At 45.4% G+C, this 19,441-nt stretch carries 21 protein-coding genes; 16 read left to right on the forward strand and 5 right to left on the reverse strand.

Annotated features, from left to right (window positions below):
- Nucleotide 1: 1 nt before the first annotated feature.
- The 9 genes from ccoO (at nt 2) to uspE (ending at nt 7,494) form a co-directional block, all read left to right on the forward strand.
- A complete protein-coding gene (gene ccoO / locus LRP49_RS05850; RefSeq protein WP_274140862.1) occupies nt 2–613 on the forward strand; it encodes a cytochrome-c oxidase, cbb3-type subunit II in 612 nt (203 codons plus the stop codon).
- Nucleotides 614–623: 10 nt separating this feature from the next.
- Entirely contained in the window at nt 624–797 is a 174-nt protein-coding gene (locus LRP49_RS05855) for a cbb3-type cytochrome oxidase subunit 3 (RefSeq protein WP_274140863.1), read from the forward strand.
- Entirely contained in the window at nt 794–1,768 is a 975-nt protein-coding gene (gene ccoP, locus LRP49_RS05860) for a cytochrome-c oxidase, cbb3-type subunit III (protein ID WP_274140864.1), read from the forward strand. The genes LRP49_RS05855 and ccoP overlap by 4 nt, the downstream gene beginning before the upstream one ends.
- Nucleotides 1,769–1,842: 74 nt before the next feature.
- Nucleotides 1,843–2,334 (forward strand): FixH family protein, encoded by a 492-nt coding sequence (locus LRP49_RS05865; protein ID WP_274140865.1) that lies wholly within the window; start codon nt 1,843–1,845, stop codon nt 2,332–2,334.
- A complete protein-coding gene (locus LRP49_RS05870) occupies nt 2,331–4,727 on the forward strand; it encodes a heavy metal translocating P-type ATPase (RefSeq protein ID WP_274140866.1) in 2,397 nt (798 codons plus the stop codon). The genes LRP49_RS05865 and LRP49_RS05870 overlap by 4 nt, the downstream gene beginning before the upstream one ends.
- Nucleotides 4,727–4,912, forward strand: coding sequence for a cbb3-type cytochrome oxidase assembly protein CcoS (ccoS, locus tag LRP49_RS05875; RefSeq protein ID WP_274140867.1), 186 nt, complete (start codon nt 4,727–4,729; stop codon nt 4,910–4,912). The genes LRP49_RS05870 and ccoS overlap by 1 nt, the downstream gene beginning before the upstream one ends.
- Before the next feature lie 3 nt (nt 4,913–4,915).
- Nucleotides 4,916–5,590, forward strand: a complete 675-nt coding sequence (locus LRP49_RS05880) for a sulfite exporter TauE/SafE family protein (protein ID WP_274140868.1) — start codon at nt 4,916–4,918, stop codon at nt 5,588–5,590.
- Nucleotides 5,591–5,653: 63 nt separating this feature from the next.
- Entirely contained in the window at nt 5,654–6,400 is a 747-nt protein-coding gene (locus tag LRP49_RS05885; RefSeq protein ID WP_274140869.1) for an FNR family transcription factor, read from the forward strand.
- Between the two features lie 143 nt (nt 6,401–6,543).
- On the forward strand, nt 6,544–7,494 hold the full coding sequence (gene uspE / locus LRP49_RS05890; protein ID WP_274140870.1) for a universal stress protein UspE: 951 nt from the start codon (nt 6,544–6,546) through the stop codon (nt 7,492–7,494).
- A gap of 110 nt (nt 7,495–7,604) precedes the next feature.
- Here the strand turns inward: uspE and ttcA are convergent, their stop codons facing one another.
- The 4 genes from ttcA to LRP49_RS05910 form a co-directional block, all read right to left on the reverse strand.
- On the reverse strand, nt 7,605–8,498 hold the full coding sequence (ttcA, locus tag LRP49_RS05895) for a tRNA 2-thiocytidine(32) synthetase TtcA (protein WP_274140871.1): 894 nt from the start codon (nt 8,496–8,498) through the stop codon (nt 7,605–7,607).
- 177 nt (nt 8,499–8,675) lie between these two features.
- Nucleotides 8,676–9,320 (reverse strand): DUF2987 domain-containing protein, encoded by a 645-nt coding sequence (locus tag LRP49_RS05900; RefSeq protein ID WP_274140872.1) that lies wholly within the window; start codon nt 9,318–9,320, stop codon nt 8,676–8,678.
- Nucleotides 9,317–10,093, reverse strand: coding sequence for a glucosaminidase domain-containing protein (locus LRP49_RS05905; protein WP_274140873.1), 777 nt, complete (start codon nt 10,091–10,093; stop codon nt 9,317–9,319). The genes LRP49_RS05900 and LRP49_RS05905 overlap by 4 nt, the downstream gene beginning before the upstream one ends.
- Nucleotides 10,094–10,903, reverse strand: coding sequence for a DUF2189 domain-containing protein (locus tag LRP49_RS05910; protein ID WP_274140874.1), 810 nt, complete (start codon nt 10,901–10,903; stop codon nt 10,094–10,096).
- A 359-nt stretch (nt 10,904–11,262) separates the two neighbouring features.
- On the opposite strand from LRP49_RS05910, the gene potA reads away from it, so the two are divergent.
- The 4 genes from potA to LRP49_RS05930 all read left to right on the forward strand — a co-directional run bounded on the left by potA (nt 11,263) and on the right by LRP49_RS05930 (nt 15,129).
- Nucleotides 11,263–12,360, forward strand: a complete 1,098-nt coding sequence (gene potA / locus LRP49_RS05915; RefSeq protein WP_420791527.1) for a spermidine/putrescine ABC transporter ATP-binding protein PotA — start codon at nt 11,263–11,265, stop codon at nt 12,358–12,360.
- The gene (potB, locus tag LRP49_RS05920; protein WP_274141195.1) at nt 12,344–13,201 is read left to right on the forward strand and encodes a spermidine/putrescine ABC transporter permease PotB; all 858 of its coding nucleotides are present in this window, start codon (nt 12,344–12,346) and stop codon (nt 13,199–13,201) included. Before potA ends, potB begins: the two co-directional genes overlap by 17 nt.
- On the forward strand, nt 13,198–13,968 hold the full coding sequence (potC, locus tag LRP49_RS05925; RefSeq protein WP_274140876.1) for a spermidine/putrescine ABC transporter permease PotC: 771 nt from the start codon (nt 13,198–13,200) through the stop codon (nt 13,966–13,968). Before potB ends, potC begins: the two co-directional genes overlap by 4 nt.
- A gap of 117 nt (nt 13,969–14,085) precedes the next feature.
- On the forward strand, nt 14,086–15,129 hold the full coding sequence (locus tag LRP49_RS05930) for an extracellular solute-binding protein (protein WP_274140877.1): 1,044 nt from the start codon (nt 14,086–14,088) through the stop codon (nt 15,127–15,129).
- Nucleotides 15,130–15,208: 79 nt separating this feature from the next.
- On the opposite strand, the gene cobB is transcribed toward LRP49_RS05930, so the two are convergent.
- Complete coding sequence (gene cobB / locus LRP49_RS05935) at nt 15,209–15,925, reverse strand: Sir2 family NAD+-dependent deacetylase (protein WP_274140878.1); 717 nt, start codon at nt 15,923–15,925, stop codon at nt 15,209–15,211.
- Between the two features lie 170 nt (nt 15,926–16,095).
- Here cobB and LRP49_RS05940 point away from each other — a divergent pair, with 170 nt between their 5' ends.
- From LRP49_RS05940 to LRP49_RS05950, 3 genes are read left to right on the forward strand one after another with little or no spacing between them, the layout of a single operon-like run.
- Complete coding sequence (locus LRP49_RS05940; protein ID WP_274140879.1) at nt 16,096–17,355, forward strand: porin; 1,260 nt, start codon at nt 16,096–16,098, stop codon at nt 17,353–17,355.
- 1 nt (nt 17,356) lies between these two features.
- Nucleotides 17,357–17,788 carry a type 2 periplasmic-binding domain-containing protein gene (locus LRP49_RS05945; RefSeq protein ID WP_274140880.1) on the forward strand — a complete coding sequence of 144 codons (432 nt, stop codon included), beginning with the start codon at nt 17,357–17,359 and terminating at the stop codon, nt 17,786–17,788.
- Complete coding sequence (locus LRP49_RS05950; RefSeq protein WP_274140881.1) at nt 17,775–19,421, forward strand: sensor domain-containing diguanylate cyclase; 1,647 nt, start codon at nt 17,775–17,777, stop codon at nt 19,419–19,421. Before LRP49_RS05945 ends, LRP49_RS05950 begins: the two co-directional genes overlap by 14 nt.
- The last annotated feature ends 20 nt before the right edge of the window (nt 19,422–19,441 follow it).

Raw genomic sequence — 19,441 nt, forward strand, 5'->3', positions numbered from 1 at the left:
AATGAGTTCTAGCCGTCATGAATTAGTTGAAAAGAACGTTGGTCTTTTTGCCATTCTCACCATCATTGCAATCAGTTTTGGTGCGTTGGTAGAGATCACGCCTCTTTTGTTCCAGAAACAAACGACAGAGCCTGTTGATAATCTACGCCCTTATACTGCGCTTGAAATGGAAGGACGAGATATTTACATCCGTGAAGGTTGTAACGTTTGTCATAGCCAAATGATCCGACCTTTCCGTGCAGAAACTGAGCGTTATGGTCACTACTCTGTCGCGGGCGAAAGTGTATGGGAACACCCTTTCTTATGGGGTTCTAAACGTACTGGCCCAGACTTAGCACGTGTTGGCGGTCGTTACTCTGACGAGTGGCACCGTGTTCACCTGATTGATCCAAGGGCTGTTGTTCCTGAATCAAACATGCCTGGCTTCCCTTGGTTAGCTGAGAATGTATTGACCGGCGAACATACCCAAGAGAAGCTTACTGTTTTCAAAGACATGTTTGGTGTTCCTTACACCGACGAGCAAATTGCTAACGCGAAAGCGGATGTCGAAGGCAAAACAGAAATGGATGCAATCATTGCTTACCTTCAATCTCTCGGCCACGCGATGAAATAAGGGGTCTTTTATGGAAATTGCATCATTCCATAGTATCTGGACACTGGTCATCTTTTTGGCATTTGTTGGGATTGTACTCTGGGCTTACAGCAGCCGTCGTAAAAAGGAATTTGACGAAGCTGCAAACCTTGTCTTCGCTGACGAGGAAGAGAGCCCCAAAAAGACAGGAGAAGATAACAAATGACGACATTTTGGAGTCTATTTATCACTGTCATTACCCTTGGCACTATCGCTGGGTGTGCAGCACTGATCATTTGGTGTAGCAAAGACCTAGACGGTATCGCCGAAGGTGAAGATATGGGCCATGAATACGATGGTATTCGTGAGCTTAACAACCCACTCCCGAAGTGGTGGTCCTATATGTTCTGGGCGACCTTAGTCTTTGGCATCGTGTATTTTGCACTTTACCCAGGGTTGGGAAATTTCAAAGGGTTGTTTAACTGGCAAAGCTCTGCACAAGACGTAAACAATATTGAAGAGTCTCGTCAGTTGATGGCAAACAGCGAAGGTATTGACCAATACGCTCGTGAATTGTCTACCGCGAATGCGATCTTTGGTGAAACGTATCGGAAATTGGCATACAAGCCAGGTTCAGATGAGCTTCAAGACATTACCAAAATTGCAGAAAATCCAGAGGCAATTAAGGTAGGCCAACGCCTATTCATCCAAAACTGTGCGCAGTGCCATGGTTCGGATGCGCGTGGTCAAGCAGGCTTCCCTAACCTTACCGACCACGCTTGGTTGTATGGTGGTGAACCTCAAACCATTAAAGCAACGATTCAACAAGGCCGTATCGGCAACATGCCAGCTTGGCTGGATGCGTTAGGCCCAGACGGCGTTAAAGAAGTTGCAGCGTACACCCTTAGCCTCTCAGGACGTAAAGTTGATGCACAAGAAGCAGCAAAAGGTAAGACACGTTTTGTTGTGTGTGCAGCTTGTCACGGTACTGATGGTAAAGGTAACCCAGCATTTGGTGCACCTGATTTGACGGACAATGTATGGCTATTCGGCGGCTCTCGCAAAGCCGTTGAAGAAACTATTCGTTATGGCCGCCAAGGTGTAATGCCAGCATGGGAGAATATTTTGGACGAAGATAAGATCCAACTGCTCTCTGCCTATGTTTGGGACGTCAGCAATGCTGACAACAAAAAATAAGTAACAGCAACACCTTTAAGCCCCTGCTTGCAGGGGCTTTTTACCCAAGATCAGTGTAAAAACAGGAAAGCGTTATGAACAAACCTTGGTATAAGCAGTTTTGGCCTTGGTTCCTGATTGCCCTTCCCGGCACAGTAGTCGTTGCCAGCCTCTTCACGTTTACGTTATTTAGTAAAAATCAGGTTTCTCTCGTCGCAGAAGATTACTATAAAGAAGGGAAAGGGATTAATCAGGATCTCACTCGTTTGCGCAAAGCCGATGAGCTCAATATCTCTGCATTTCTGTCCACCGAACAAGAAAGAGTAATCTTTGCTTTAGACAAAGGCGAGCTAACTCAGTATCCAACGCTTCGCGTTACGTTTCAGCATCGTACATTGGCAAACAAAGACATTGAACAAATGGTAAATGCAGACGCGACTGGCAATTATCGAATCGCGCTCAACGAACCGCTCCAAGGACCATGGTATATTGAACTTAATGCATTTGATGGAACTTGGGCACTCAATGGACGCGCCAACTTCCCTTCATCAGACCCAATTAAGTTGTATGGTTCGAGCAAGGAATGACGAAAGACTGTTACCACTGTGGAGAGCCGGTGCTTACTGGCGACTCCTATCAAGTCGAGATCCTCGGCATTAAGCAAATTATGTGTTGCCCTGGCTGTCAAGCAGTTGCAACCACCATTGTTGCCAGCGGATTAACTTCATATTACGAATACAGAACAGAACCGGCAGAAAAAGCCAATTTAGTTCCTCAAGAATTACAATCTCTCAGCCTTTACGATAATGAAGATGTCCAACAAGAGTTTGTACGTCACGAAAACGGCATTGACGAAGTTGTTCTGTCTGTAGATGGTGTGTCTTGTGCTGCCTGCGCATGGCTAATTGAAAAGCAGCTCAGCTCTCAGATCGGTGTGTCACGTATTCAAGTTAATACAACCACACATCGCGCAACCTTACGCTGGGACCCTACCAAAACAAAACTCAGTGATCTTTTAGCAAAAATACATGCGCTAGGATACAAGGCTGCGCCGTTCGAAGCAGATAATCAGGAAGCGCAATATCACCACACAATGAAACAGTATCTTTACCGCTTAGGTGTTGCTGGCTTGGCCACCATGCAAGTAATGATGCTGGCGGTCGCCATGTATTTCGAAGTGTTTGGTGACATGGATGAAACATTCAGAAACTACTTTCGATGGGTCAGCCTGATTTTTGCCACCCCTGTCCTGCTCTACTCAGCGATGCCGTTTTATGTCAATGCATGGCGAAATCTTAAAGCGCGAACACTCGGGATGGATGTACCTGTATCCATAGCATTGTTATTTGCGTATTTTGCCAGCCTCTATGCAACTGTCACCGAGAAAGGCGAAGTCTTTTTTGAATCTATCGCTATGTTTACTTTCTTCCTTTTGATAGGAAGATTTTTGGAAATGCGTGCAAGACGAACAGCGGCAGCTGCCAGTGCAAACCTGCTCAAATTAGTACCCAAGCTTGCTTTGCTCCAATCTGGTGAGCAAATTCCCGCTAAATCATTAAAACTTGGGCATATTGTACGCGTTCTTCCTGGTGAACCTTACCCCGCTGATGGCACCATCGTAAGTGGTGTAACAACGGTGGACGAAGCAATGTTAACCGGAGAATCCTTGCCTCAGTCAAAACATCTTGGAGATGTTGTTTTTGCAGGAACAATGAACATTGATGGCAATGTCGATGTTGAAGTAACGGCGGAGAAAAAAGACTCCCTTATTGCACACATTGTCCAGTTGCAAGACGAAGCACAGCTTGCCAAACCGAGGCTTGCCGAAATCGCTGATATCGTCGCACGCTATTTTGTCGCTGTGATTCTCATTATATCAGCGAGTACTTGGTGGTATTGGCAAGGCCATCGCCCAGATGACGCATTTTGGATTATGCTTTCGGTTCTCGTTGCGACATGCCCATGCGCCCTTTCGTTGGCAACGCCCACAGCACTCACATGCTCAACCTCAACGTTTGGTAAGCTAGGTATTTTGCTACGTCGCGGGCATGTATTTGAAACGCTAACCAAGATTAATCGGGTCGTGATCGATAAAACGGGCACGTTAACTGAAGGTAATATTTCCATTTCAGAAACGGACGTTTTTAGCGACGTAACCAAAGACACCGCACTATCAATCGCTTCTGCGTTAGAAAGTTATGCTAACCACCCTATCGCTGTTGCTTTTCATCGATATCCACAAGCCGAAGGTGTCACCGACGTAGAAAATGTCATTGGCGAAGGACTTAAAGGTTATTTGGACGGACAAGAGTGGCGAATCGGTAAACCCGCGTTTGCACTAAATGCACCAGAGGTTGCCCTAAATAGTCCATCTCAAGTTTGGTTATCATGTGACGGTCAACCAATCGCATCGTTTAAGCTTGTTGATCCTGTCCGCGCTAGCAGCAAGGCACTGATTGAACAATTCCATAATGCCGGCATCCGCGTCACCATGCTTACGGGCGATAACGTCCAAACCGCAACCACCGTAGCAAACGCACTCGGCATTGATGAAGTGGTTGCTGATGTCTCTCCACAAGGAAAACTCGAATACCTGCAGTCATTACCCAATAACCAAATAACGATGATGATTGGAGATGGCGTGAATGATGCTCCTGTTCTCGCTGGGGCGCATTTATCTGTCGCTATGGGGGGCGGGACTGATGTCGCCAAGGCGTCCGCTGACATGGTTTTGCTCGGTGACGATCTCACTAAGCTGCTCGACGCACGTAAACTCGCCGCGTTTACGCAAAAAATCATTCGTCAGAACCTTGCATGGGCTTTAGGATACAACGTAGTGATCCTTCCTCTTGCAATGGCAGGCTTTGTCGCACCTTACGTTGCCGTTGCGGGCATGTCCGCTAGTTCGGTCATTGTTGTTACTAACTCACTGCGACTATTTAAAAAAGATATCATTGAAAAGCTCAAGGATGCCCCGTAATGGAAAGCTTGTACATTCTCATACCCATAGCCATCCTGCTCGTTTGCGTCGCAGTCGGTGTTTTTATTTGGGCGGTTAAATCCGAGCAATTTGAAGATCTAGAACGTCAGGGAATGAATATATTGCTGGACGATGACGATAAACGCCCTACTGATAAGGTATCAACGGAACATCAGGAAAAATAACGCATGCCAGTATCCGATTTTTTAGCAGCCTTCATGGTCGGGTTACTCGGTGCGGGTCATTGCCTAGGTATGTGCGGGGGCGTTGCAGCCGCAGTGACCATTGGGACACCAAACAACAAGAGCAAATTACCTTACCTTCTTTACTACAACTCTGGTCGATTGATTTCCTACTGCGCGATTGGCGCGATTGCAGGAGGCATTGTATCTGGGGTTGTCGGCGTTTCTTCGTTTTCACAAGGCCTTCTATGGTTGCGTCTTCTCGCCGCAATCATGTTAATTTTATTGGCATTGTATATCGGAAGATTTTGGAATGGCCTTTCCCATATCGAAAAGTTAGGCCAGCATCTTTGGAAGCGAATATCACCGCTCGCGTCAAAATTGTTGCCATTGAAGCATTCCGTTTCCGCTCTACCCTTTGGGATGGTCTGGGGCTGGCTGCCTTGTGGTTTAGTCTATTCGGCTCTCAGTTGGGCGGCTGTCGCAGGAAATGCAACTCACGGATTATTGATAATGCTCGCATTTGGGATCGGAACTCTACCCGCAATGATTTTAGTTGGAAGTGCGGCTGAATACATGAAGGGACTACTTAATAATTTGATATTTCGACGTTTCTCATCTTTGATACTCCTAATGTACGGAATAATTACCGCTCATAATGTGTACAATCAGTTTCAGTAGCTCTCGCTTTTGCACGTAGAAATGGTAAAATATTGACTCAAATCAATTTGGCTAAGCAGGCTCATGATTCAAGAAAAAATCATCACCAAACGTGTTCAATCTGGCGGATGCGCAATTCACTGCCAAGACTGCAGTATCAGTCAGCTTTGTATTCCATTTACATTAAGCGAAAGTGAGCTAAATCAGCTTGACCAAATCATTGAACGCAAAAAGCCAATTCAGAAAGGACAGCCGCTTTTCCAAGCAGGTGACCAACTGCGCTCTCTCTATGCTATCCGCTCTGGCACAATCAAAAGCTACACCATAACTGAGCAAGGTGACGAACAAATTACAGCGTTCCACCTCGCCGGTGATTTAGTCGGATTTGACGCAATCAACCACATGTCTCACCCAAGCTTTGCGCAAGCTTTAGAAACATCAATGGTCTGTGAGATCCCATTCGAAATTCTTGATGACCTGTCTGGCAAAATGCCTAAGCTTCGCCAACAAATCATGCGTCTTATGAGTAGCGAAATTAAAGGTGATCAGGAAATGATTCTGCTTCTTTCTAAAAAGAATGCAGAAGAACGTTTAGCGGCATTCTTACATAGCCTATCAACGCGTTTCTCTCAGCGCGGTTTTTCTGCGAAAGAGTTCCGTTTAACCATGACGCGTGGTGATATTGGTAACTATCTCGGTTTGACTGTTGAGACCATCAGCCGCCTTCTGGGTCGATTCCAAAAAAGTGGCATGCTAAGCGTTAAAGGCAAGTACATCACCATTCTTGACCACGATGAACTGAGCCGCCTCGCAGGCATTACTCGCGGCTAACTCTTCACTCATCATCGTAACTTTTAGAAATGGCACTTTTGGTGCCATTTCTCTTTTTTAACTTATATTTATCTGAATTTGTCGCAACATTGGCTGAGTTTGCGTTACATTAAAGTATCGGCATCACACAGCTGGAGGTTGTTATGAACAGATATACCAACTTGCTTGTCGCTATCGATCCCGACCACGAAGAACAACCCGCCCTTTCGCGCGCTCTGGACATAGCAAACAAATCATCTGCGCCAGTTAAACTGACGCTTTTCCTTGCTATCTACGATTTTTCATATGAAATGACATCCATGCTCTCCGCAGAGGAGCGCCAAGCGATGCGTGCTGGTGTTCTGCGTCAGCGTGAAGAATGGGTGACATCTCTCGTTGAACAACACGATACGTCTGACGTGTCCGTTGTAAACCATGTTGTTTGGCATAATCGCCCCTACGAAAGCATGATTGCGCAGGTCTTTGATGGCGAACACGATCTTTTAGTGAAAGCAACTCACAAGCATGACAAACTCGGTTCGGTTATCTTTACACCAACCGATTGGCACTTACTGCGCAAATGCCCCTGCCCCGTACTGCTTGTAAAAGAACATGGCTGGCCAGCTAACGGAAAAGTTCTCGCCGCCGTCAATGTAGCCTCTGAAAATGAAGCGCACATTCCACTTAATGACAAGCTGATTAATGAAGCTAATGCAATGAGTAAATTGCTTGAAGCTGAAGTAAATCTCGTCAATGCGTATCCGGCAACGCCCGTCAACGTCACCATCGAACTGCCGGAATTTGATCCTGCGTCATATACCGATGCGGTTCGCGGTCATCATCTACTACAAATGAAAGCGTTACGCCAAAAGCACTGCATTGATGAAGCACAAACACATTGCCAAGAAGGTCTACCTGAAGATGTTATTCCTGCCGTCGCCAAAGAATTGGATGCAGAACTCGTCATATTAGGTACAACCGGACGCATTGGTCTCTCTGCCATTTTTATCGGAAACACAGCAGAGCACACTATTGACCAATTAGACTGTGATGTTCTCGCGATTAAGCCGGACGGTTATGTCAGCCCGCTCGCACCAAATGTAAGCTTGGGATGAAAACGAAAACATAACGAGAAAATATCACGATAAATAAACGCTACAGACAAACAAAAAGGGGGAACAACGTGTTGTTCCCCCTTTCTTATGTTCAATAAACGTACGTTGGATTATACGTTAGTGACATCGATGAACAGTGACTCATCAATGTTTGACGAAGAAACGACCGCTTCACTAAATTCGTATTCACCACGGTCACCTTCACGGTCTAGTGGCAAATTCACAAAATCAAACAATTCACGATCCGCCAACTGACTTGGGCTTACGTTCTGAATCGACTTGAAAATGCTTTCGACGCGACCTGGTGTCTTTTTATCCCACTCAGTAAGCATCGCCTTAATCGATTGGCGTTGCAGATTTTCCTGTGAACCACAAAGGTTACAAGGAATAATCGGGAAGTCTTTATGCTCAGCATATTTGATCAGATCTTTCTCACGGCAGTATGTAAGAGGACGAATCACAACATTACGTCCATCATCTGAACGAAGCTTAGGCGGCATGGCTTTCAAGCGTGACCCGTGGAACATGTTCAAGAACATGGTTTCAACGATATCGTCCATGTGGTGGCCTAACGCTAACTTAGTTGCACCAATCTTCTCTGCAAAAGAGTAAAGGGTGCCGCGACGAAGACGCGAACACAAACCACAGGTTGTTTTACCTTCTGGGACTTTCTCTTTTACTACCGAGTAAGTATCTTTATCAACGATGTAATACGGGATGTTCAGGCTTTCGAAGTACTCTGGCAAAATATGCTCAGGAAAACCCGGCTGTTTTTGATCTAGATTTACAGCAACAACATCGAACTTGATCGGTGCCGCAGCCTGCAGGTTCAGCAAGATATCAAGCATCGCAAATGAATCTTTACCACCACTGATACACGCCATGACGACATCATTCTCTTCGATCATATTGTAGTCAGCGATAGCACTACCAACATTTCTCCTTAAGCGTTTTTGGAGTTTGTTGAATTCAAGTGTCTCTTTTCTTGTATCTTTCTGATTCATTTGTTGTTCTCAAATTGTCGATTGAACCGACGGTAGATTTTAACAGGCGGGCGATTATACGTATCTTTTGGAGTCGTTGAAATGCTTTGATGAAAAATCAATGCAGTTATAAAAGAAGTGCTGCCGAAGATGCGCCGCCCCAGCAAAAAATCTTACGCTGAGGCGGCGAAGGAGAGTTTAGGTCTGTGGAATCCACGGCGTAACTTTCAGCGGAGGCTGAGAAAATGCGATTGTCTCACCTTGCTTAAGCTCGTCAAGGCGGATTACCGCTACCTTGCCGTTAACCTCAATGCTTCGTCCGTTAGATGTCGAGAGCGAAGAAACAGGTTCAGCAAAGTGCACCATTACCCCTTCGACATCAGGCATAAACCAAGAAGCAAACATACCGCCCAAATCTTTCATCATCGCGGTCATTTGGGGAACAAGGCTCTGAATGTCTTCTGCACTTATTGCCTCGTCAAACGCTGTGTTCGCCATGACTTGATATGACACATCGCATACACCATCCCCTGCAGTTTCAATAAACACATCAGGGTTAACCTGCCGTAGGTGATTATCGATAGGAAGTGGTAATTCTTGAGAAGGCGGAATGGTAAAAACTTCAGAATGTTCTTTTTTAATCATCCATGCTTTCGTTATTTCACATACGTTCCCTGTTTCTGGGGAAATGAGAAAGTAACCAATTTTTACATCAGGATGGTTTTCACCATAATTATGTTTTAGTTGGGAGTATAACTTGCTGTATCTCAATTCAACCTGTGCTGCGGCAACAGGTACTGAAATTACAGCTGCCACTAAGGCAGCCGTAAGTCCTTTAATCATCCTTGGCTCCAATACTGCTGATTATGGCTTATCATGCCTTGAACTTCGTTCACATAAGCCTGACCACGCGAGGAGTAACTCAACAATCCATTCGCAAGTGCTGTACCTGAAATAGGTTCATGCTCTTTTCTAAGTTCAGCGCGAATATCACGCAACTGCGAATATGCACGGTTGCGGTTCACGTTTAAAAAATAGGCGCGAATAGATTGGAGTGGGTCTTTATATGTAGCGACTTCGTGAAATTTGCCCGAGCTACGTGCACTTGGCACCATGCCACAACCCTGAGTGTAACACCACTGACCGAAGTAATTGTTACCTTCTCGAGCGAATCGTGATGTACCCCACCCTGATTCGATCGCCGCCTGACTCAATACCAAATCCATAGGAATAACATCGACCCGTTTCAGGGCTTCTTTAAACCATGCTTGATCAGCACCAGTCTCTGGTAAAGGTAGGCTGAAGAGTTCTGCAACATTGCTAAGAAACTCATTGTCGCTTGTTGACAGGCTCTTCGCCGTCGACAAGGTAGTAAGCCTAGTGCGTGCGTTTTCAATCAGCCCGTTAATATAGTTAACACCCGGCTTAAGAAAATCTGCAAAAGCTTGTTTCTTTTCCGTCACTATTTTGTATGACGCGAAATCCGGCTTCTGCACCATTTCTGGTGGAGGTGAAGCCGGTTGAAGTTGGTTGATATTAGTAACGGGGGTATGTGGTGCTTCGCTACACGCAGACAGCAGTAGAGCCGAAGCCAAAACAGCAAACGAAAGCTTCATTTAAGCGTTGAAAACCTCTTTATTACCGTCCCCAGAAGATGAATCATCATCACCCTCTTGTGACACGGTCACTTCTATACCAACACCGAACATCTCGCGATATAGTACGCCTTTAACATTGAACATGAATGGCAATGCCCAGACGAGAGCTATACCTGCTGTGGCATAGGAAAATAGAAAAAGCACAGCGATGACGATGTAAACAAGTGTCAATGGTATCATTTTTTTTGTGATCGCTCTAAAAGAAACGATCATTGCCTCAACAGGACGTAATCGCTTCTCACAGATAAGAAGGATTGTCATGGAGAAGGCAATTCCTAGAAATATGCCTAACAAGGGTAAAATTTGATTACCAAAACTCTGTAGCGCGGAAATAAATCCCATAGCGAGAATCACGGCCACGGCATACGCCAACCCTTTTACGATATGACGAGGTTTTGTTCTAAACCCAATCGCGTGACTGAGTCCCATCAAACTCGCCCCAGCATAAAGTGGCGCACTAAACACTGTCGATGCAAATAGCGCAATCCTACCTGCCGCTAGCATATCCGGTGTCATTTGACGTTGACCGATGAACGCGGTAACCACGTGCATTGGTGAATCAACCATCAAAGAAAGGACGACAAGAAAAATGGCGAGATTCGCACCTGCCAATACAACAGTTGCAGGTAAAAATCGCCAGAAGTGTTTTTGTGTCAGCTTAACGGCTTCTTGAACCACACTCGACGCACTAAGTTTGTAATTACCCGTCAAAGCATTTTCAAGCGTGCCACCAACATGTAATGCGTTGCTCAATTGTTGTTTATTCATAGCAAAGTAACTTTTGTCTTTAGCCTAAGAAAGTTCCCCACTTATAAAGTTATAGGTGATTTTTTTAAACGCGTCTCACGCAGGTGCATTTTTAGCCAGACAGTATTGCGGCTATACTAATCGACGCTTACGCGCCGCAATTTGAGATATGCTTCACAACGCGCCGAATTGGTCGATGTTTCTCCACATCATTGCGGCATTGGATTTTTTGGGCAAAGTTTTACTGTTAAAACAAAAAAAAACGCTTTAACTTCATGGTTTGCACGTCTATCATGCGCCGTCTACTTTTTAGGGGAATTTTTACTAGCTAATCGCCCGTGGTGTAAGGAGAGAGAGTAGAATTGAACGCAACACAACCAATGAAAAAACCCGTTGTTCAGCTTAAAGGGCTTTGTAAGAGTTTTGATGGCAAGGAGATCATTTCATCTTTTGATCTCGAGATTAACAACGGCGAGTTTTTGACAATCCTAGGTCCGTCAGGTTGTGGCAAGACCACAGTTCTTCGTTTGATTGCAGGTCTTGAAGATGCAGACGATGGCCACATTATCCTTGACGAACAAGACGTAACCGCTATCCCCGCGGAACAACGCCACGTCAATACCGTCTTTCAGAGCTATGCGCTTTTCCCACACATGACTGTGTTCGAAAACGTCGCTTTCGGTCTGCGCATGCAGAAAGTTGCCGAACGTGAAATCGAACCGCGTGTAATGGAAGCTCTTCGCATGGTTCAGCTTGAGAAATTTGCGCCTCGCAAACCTCATCAGCTTTCTGGCGGTCAACAACAACGTGTTGCGATTGCACGCGCGGTTGTTAACAAGCCAAAAGTACTCCTGCTTGATGAATCCCTGTCTGCGTTGGACTACAAACTGCGTAAGCAGATGCAAATGGAACTCAAGCAACTTCAGCGTAAGCTGGGTATCACCTTCATTTTCGTCACGCACGATCAAGAAGAAGCCCTTTCAATGTCAGATCGTATCATCGTAATGAAAGCCGGTAAGGTTGTTCAGGATGGTACACCACGTGAGATCTACGAAGAGCCAGCAAACTTGTTTGTCGCGCGCTTTATCGGTGAGATCAACGTATTTGACGCACATGTAATTGCACGTATTGACGAAGAGCGTATCACCGCAACTGTCGAAGGCCGTGAATGTCAGGTTTATTGTAAGCTGGACGTTTCGGTTGGCGATAAAGTGAAGGTACTGCTGCGTCCTGAAGATTTGCGCATTGAAGAAATCAGCGCAACTGAATCAGGTAACGGTATCGTCGGCTACGTTCGTGAACGTAACTACAAAGGTATGACGCTGGATTCGGTTCTTGAACTGGAATCAGGCATGTCGGTGATGGTTAGCGAGTTCTTCAACGAAGACGATCCAGATGTTGACCACTCATTGGATCAGAAAGTTGCAATTACCTGGGTTGAAAGCTGGGAAGTGGTACTGCCTGATGAAGAAGATTAATCTCCAGAACGCCATTATCGGTGTAATTGTAGGTTGGTTACTGCTGTTCGTATTTATTCCGAACATGATGATTATCATCACCAGTTTCCTGACCCGCGACGACGCAAACCTGATCGAGATGACTTTCACCTTGAGCAATTATGCCAAGTTGATGGATCCTCTTTACGCAAAGGTTGTCTGGCATTCTTTCTATATGGCTGCCATTGCTACCATGTTGTGTTTGATGATCGGCTATCCGTTTGCCTATGTCATCGCGCGCATGCCGCAAAAATGGCGACCAATCATGCTGTTCATGGTCATTGTTCCTTTTTGGACCAATTCCTTGATCCGTACTTACGGCCTGAAAATATTTCTGGGTACCCGCGGCCTGCTTAACGAAGGTTTGCTAACGCTTGGTTTGATCGACAAGCCATTGCGTATTATGTACACCGAATATGCCGTAATGATTGGTTTAGTCTATATCCTGCTGCCGTTTATGATTCTGCCGCTTTACTCAAGTATTGAGAAGTTGGACAACAGCTATCTTGAAGCGGCGAAAGATCTAGGCGCAAGTAAATTGCAGGCATTCATCAAGGTTATCCTGCCTTTGACAATGCCAGGCATTATTGCAGGCTGTCTTCTGGTTCTGCTCCCTGCGCTCGGCATGTTCTATGTGTCTGACCTGCTGGGTGGCGCGAAGAACCTGTTGATTGGTAACGTCATCAAGAGCCAAATTCTCAACGTACGTGACTGGCCGTTTGGTTCAGCTGCAAGTATCTCGTTGACTGTCTTGATGGGTCTGATGCTTCTCGCCTACTGGCGTGTTGGCAAGCTAATGAACAAGAAGGTAGAGCTGGAATGAGTCGTTTTTTCAAAACCAGTTTTATGTCGCTGGTCTATGCGTTTCTTTACATCCCTATCATCATTCTTATCGTTAACTCGTTTAACGAAAGTAAGTTCGGGATGGATTGGAAGGGTTTTACCACCAAGTGGTATACCCAACTTCTGAACAATGACAGCTTGGTACAAGCGGCTGGTAACTCGCTGACAATCGCAGTTTTGTCTGCGTCAGCAGCAGCAATTATCGGTAGTTTGACAGCGGTTGCACTTTACCGTTACCGCTTCCGTGGAAAGAACTTTGTCAACGGCATGCTGTTCGTGGTCATGATGTCGCCAGATATCGTGATGGCGATATCACTTCTGGCATTGTTTGTATTGTTAGGCGCGCAACTTGGTTTCCTAACCTTGTTATTGTCTCACATTACCTTCTGTTTGCCGTTTGTGGTCGTGACGGTTTACAGCCGCTTAAATGGTTTCGATCTTCGCATGCTTGAAGCGGCGAAAGATTTAGCAGCAAGTGAATGGGTAATCCTAACCAAGATTATTCTTCCGCTGGCAGCACCTGCTGTCGCTGCTGGCTGGTTGCTCAGCTTTACGCTGTCGCTGGATGATGTAATCGTCAGTTCCTTTGTGACAGGCCCAAGCTACGAAATCTTACCTTTGAAGATTTATTCAATGGTTAAAGTTGGCGTATCACCGGAAGTAAACGCACTAGCAACGCTAATGCTTATCGTCTCTCTCGTACTGGTAATTTGCTCTCAATTACTGGCGCGCGATAAGGTGCGATAACTGTTTAGGGCAGGCCTCGCCTGCCCTTTTCTAATTTCGCATTATTCAGTCACGGCTAGCGTTGTGTAGCCGTTATCCTAACCTATCAATACCAATATAAAACTGCAGGAGTTGTCGATGAAACCCTGGTCTAAGTTTGTGCTAGGCAGTTCTCTGGCCGTCTCTCTTTTCTCAAACACAGCACTTGCTGCTGATAATGAGCTTTATTTCTATAACTGGTCTGAGTACATCCCTACGGAAGTACTGGAAGAGTTTACTGAAGAAACCGGCATCAAGGTTATCTACTCAACGTACGAATCTAACGAAAGTATGTATGCGAAACTGAAGACGCATCCAGAAGGTTATGACTTGGTTGTTCCTTCGACGTACTACGTTCAAAAGATGCGTGACGAAGGCATGCTGCAAAAGCTCGACAAATCGAAGCTGACCCATTTTGATGGCCTGGATCCGAATCAGCTTAACAAGCCGTTCGACCCAAACAATGAATACTCTGTACCCTACATTTGGGGTGCGACAGGTATTGGTGTTAATACTGACATCATCGAAAAAGACAGCGTGCATTCTTGGGCCGACCTTTGGAATCCAGAATACGAAGGTCAATTGCTGATGATGGATGATGCGCGTGAGTTCTTCCATATCGCACTGCGCAAACTGGGTTACTCTGCAAACACGCAAAATCCAGACGAAATCAAAGCAGCTTATGAAGAACTGAAGAAAATCATGCCAAACGTGCTGGTATTCAACTCAGACTTCCCGGCAAACCCTTACATGGCTGGCGAAGTTGCGCTAGGCATGCTTTGGAATGGCTCTGCATACATCGCACGTAGCGAAGGTGCACCTGTAGACATCGTATGGCCTAAAGAAGGTGCGATTTTCTGGATGGACAGCTTGGCTATCCCTGCAACAGCGAAAAACGTCGATGCCGCGCATAAAATGATCGATTTCCTGCTTCGTCCAGAAAATGCAGCGAAATTGGCCATTGAAATTGGTTACCCAACGCCAGTGAAAGCAGCCTACCCGCTGCTGCCTAAAGCGTTTAAAGATGATCCTAGTGTTTATCCACCACAAGATGTGATGGAAAATGGCGAATGGCAAGGCTCTGTCGGTGAAGCAAACGTGCTTTACGAAGAGTACTTCCAGAAGCTGAAAGCGGGTCAATAATCGTTAAGCGTTAATAACTCGCCTTAAATACAAAAAAGCGGCATTCAGTGCCGCTTTTTTTATGTCTCGCCAAACCGTCCTACTTACCCATATTTAGCAATTCTTCGACCAGTTCCGGAACCAGCACGGTTGCTTTCCCATACCGCTTTTCATCGAACTCACTTTCGACTGCACTTGGCTCCAAATTTACTTCAATCGTTCTTGCTCCGCCTATGGAAGCTTCATGAACAAATCCCGCTGCAGGGTAAACCGCACCAGAGGTACCAATCGAAATAAATAAGTCGGCTTCCATCAATGCATCGTGGATTTTATCCATTGCTATGGGCATCTCACCGAACCAGACCACATGTGGGCGCATCGGCGATGGGATCTGACAACAATGACACTGGTCATCTACCATGATGTCATCCGTCCAATCCAATACCTGATTAGATGTGCTGCAGCGGGCTTTTAGCAGTTCCCCATGCATATGAATGACGTTTTCGCTGCCCGCTCGTTCATGCAGATTATCAATATTTTGCGTCACGATTGTGACCTTACCGTCTAGCTCCTTTTCGAGTTTTGCGAGTGCTTCATGTGCTGCGTTTGGCTCTACTCCCGATTGAAGCTGTCTTCGACGCGCATTGTAAAAGGTTTGGACGAGTGCAGGGTTTCTCGCAAAACCTTCTGGGGTGGCGACATCTTCGATATGGTGCTCTTCCCACAAACCATCTTGAGCGCGAAATGTTCTAATTCCTGATTCAGCGGAAATGCCTGCGCCAGTAAGAATCACGATATTTTGGTGGGGAAATTGCATTTAGAGCGTCCTATCTCGTTAATTTAATAACCTTTATAACATTGTTGGAAAGTCCATGACAGGCCAGCAATGCTAGACCATGGTCGAATTCGTACTTGCAACACGAATAACCCAATGAAATCTAAAAAATGTCTTATATTTAATTAACGTACCAACTTTGATACTTAGAGATGCTATTGCCTCGACGACTTAGCGTGATGGGAACGGTTTGTCTTACTTTACTCGCGAGCAGTTTTGCCTCAGCGAGCGATAACCTGCGCGTTAGTGGTTTTGGCAATGTTAGCGTCATTAAGTCGGGAACGGAAAATTTAGGATTCAAATACGACCTCTCTAAAGAAGCACTTTTTGATGAATGGAGTTTAAAGCCAGGTTCTTCGTTTGGCCTTCAACTAAATGCCAATATCAACGACCAGTTCGATGCGGTCATCCAAGGTGTTCTTCAAGACAGGCTCGATAATAACCTCAATAAAACAATTACCTGGGCTTTTCTTCGTTATAGACCCACTCAAAACATCACGGTTCGCGCTGGTCGAATAGCGACCCCCATTTATATGCTTTCCGAATACAGGGACGTTGGGTTTGCGTACCTCTGGACCAAACCTATAACCGATTTTTACTCTGCGATTCCGGTGACCTACATAGATGGTGGTGACATTGCATACAGTGCACCTCTTGGTGATGGTATTTTTGAAGCAAGACTATTTGGTGGTAGTTCAGAAGTTACGATAGAAACCATCTTTGAACCCCACAATGTTACACTGTCACCCATTATTGGTGGTAAGTTGACCTATTCACTCGAACAATGGCTTTTTTCTTCAGTCGCCGCGACCACTAAGGCAAAAGAAGGCGAGCCTGCGGCGAGCCTAACCTCAAGTTTGTCCGGAGTACCCAACCTCGAGCTACTTTGGCCTGGTGCTTCTCGTTTCTCTAACGATTTCAAATTGAGTGATACACGAATCTCTTATTACTCGCTTGGGGCTCTCTACGAAACGGGGGATTGGAACGTACAATCAGAACTAAGTTACACCGATGCCGAATGGCCATTTTTCACTGATTTGGCAGCGGGCTACCTAAGTGTCGGACGTACCTTAAATTCCAATACCTTTTATGGCTTCGCATCGAAATCTAAAACTATCGGTTCACTCTACGCGCTTTCTGCCCCCAGCGCATTGGGGCAATCAGTATCACAAATTGCTGATGCCTATCAGTTGATCGGTAGTAATCTGAACGCCCGATTTGTTGATCAGGAAACATTCGGGATGGGCGTTAGGTTAGATATTTCACCTCAAATCTCTTTGAAAGGACAAATTGAACGAACATGGTTAAAGAATGACCATATTGGTGGTTGGCTGACAAGCATAAACGGCTTGAGCGCAGCTGTACCCAGTTATATTGATACCTACTCAGTTAGCTTGAGTTTCGTGTTCTGATATGAAAAGAATAGTATTGGCACTACTCACATCGATCACCTTGTCTTGGGCCTCATTGGCTCAAGCGGGGCTCGTTGTGGTTGTCAATCAAGCTAACCCCGTTGAGTCTCTTTCCTCTCGTCAGGTTATGGATATCTACATGGGACGCTTTACCGCTTACCCAGATGGTACGTCCGCCGATACAACTGATCTGCCTGACAACAGCCCGATAAGGGAAGATTTTTATAATAGGCTAGTCGGAAAATCCGTTGCGCAGATTAATGCGTATTGGGCAAGGCTGTTATTCACAGGAAAAGCAGAGCCCCCCGAAGCAAAACCTTCAGAGCAGGCAGTCGTGAACTATGTTCTCGAAAATCGTCACGCCATCGCATACATCAGAGAGTCAGACCTCGCTGACGGATTGAAAGTGGTATTTAGATTTGAAGATCCTTAATAAGAAAATCCATATTCGCGTTGCCGGTGGTGTTGCCGGCGGAGCGGTCATCTTTTCTATCATCGCTTCGTTAATATGGTTCTATATTTCGTACCATCAAGAAGTCGACCGCTCACGCAGTCAGATTAAGCAGATTATCACCACCGTCGAACAAACAGCGTCCATCGCTCTTTACTTAGGTAATAAGGAGTTGGCCGAAGAAGTACTGAGTGGATTAGAAGCAAATGACATCATTTCAGCAGCCCGACTCACCAGCCAAAACGGGTTGACAGCTTCATTCGAAAATCGTGATGTGATTAATCAATCTGAAACCGCGGTCGTTTTTCCGATCCTGTCTCCGTTCGATAAATCAGAATATGTTGGTGACTTGTTGGTTTACCCTAACCAACAATACATTGAAAACAATGCAGTTTCGTTAGCGAAGATGCAGGCCATTGTCTTGGTGACCTACTCGATCACCATCGCACTACTGACTCTGTTTATCGTGAATAAAATTCTGACTGAACCGATGAAAAATATCGCCAATCGATTTCATTTAATTGCGCCAGGCGATTCAACGCGCATTGATGTTCCCTTAGCCCACCAAAATAACGAAATTGGCGCACTCGTGAAGGATATCAATGGTCTTTTAAGTGCGGTTAATAATCAGATAGATAACGAGCGAGAGCTTCGTGCTGAAACAGAAAACCTCTCCAAAAAATTCCGTCTAATTTTTGAACGCGCCAGTGCGGGTATTGGCTTGTTGGATGCAAGCAATCAGCTTATCGTTGCCAACCCTGCTCTTCTTCGTCTTCTTGGCCAAACGTTTATTTTGGATACTGAGCGGTTTACTAAAACGGACTTTACTGGATACTTTTTTGATCCTTCTGTAATTAAAGAATTTATCGAGGATTTCTGGGCAAAGCCCGGGAATCAGTTCAGCTCAATGGACGTTCAACTTCGTCACAAAGTTAGGGCTGCAGACCGCTGGGTACACTGTCTATTTTCTAAAGTAGAAGACATTAACAACCCAGATGACAGCCTTCTAGAAGTCGTTGTTTATGACATTACAGAGCGCGCTGAGCGCGAGCAAAACATTATTTATGAAGCCGAACATGATGCGATTACTATGCTCTTAAATCGAAGAGCTGGCATGAGTAAGTTAGAAAACTCTGTCATTGATGCAGAAAAGAAGCAGCGTAATTTTGCCATTTTAATGATAGACCTCGATGGGTTTAAGCACGTCAATGATACTTATGGTCATGATGCGGGTGATAAGGTCATTATTGAAGTAGCAAACCGTATCAAGCAATTTTTTCGAGGTTCAGATGTGGTTGCGCGTTGGGGCGGCGATGAGTTTTTAATTGGTTTCTCTTTTAACCCTAGCTATGAAACCGCTGTTACTGACATTGCCGCAGACCTTCAGCATCAAATCTCTCTCCCTGTTAAAATTGGTCACGAGCAGACTGCAACAGTAGGCTCAAGCATAGGTATTAGTCTGTATCCAGACAACGACAACTCCATCAGCTCTCTCATTGAAAAAGCCGATGAAGCCATGTATTTCGTCAAAAATAATGGTAAGAACTTCTTTAAGTTTTATGACGCAAATGTGGCTAAACCCATCGATAACAAAAGTCTTTCTACGCACAAATAGTCAGTTGAATTAGACTGGGT

This window comes from Enterovibrio qingdaonensis (genome assembly GCF_028683135.1).
Taxonomy (GTDB): Bacteria; Pseudomonadota; Gammaproteobacteria; order Enterobacterales; family Vibrionaceae; genus Enterovibrio; species Enterovibrio qingdaonensis.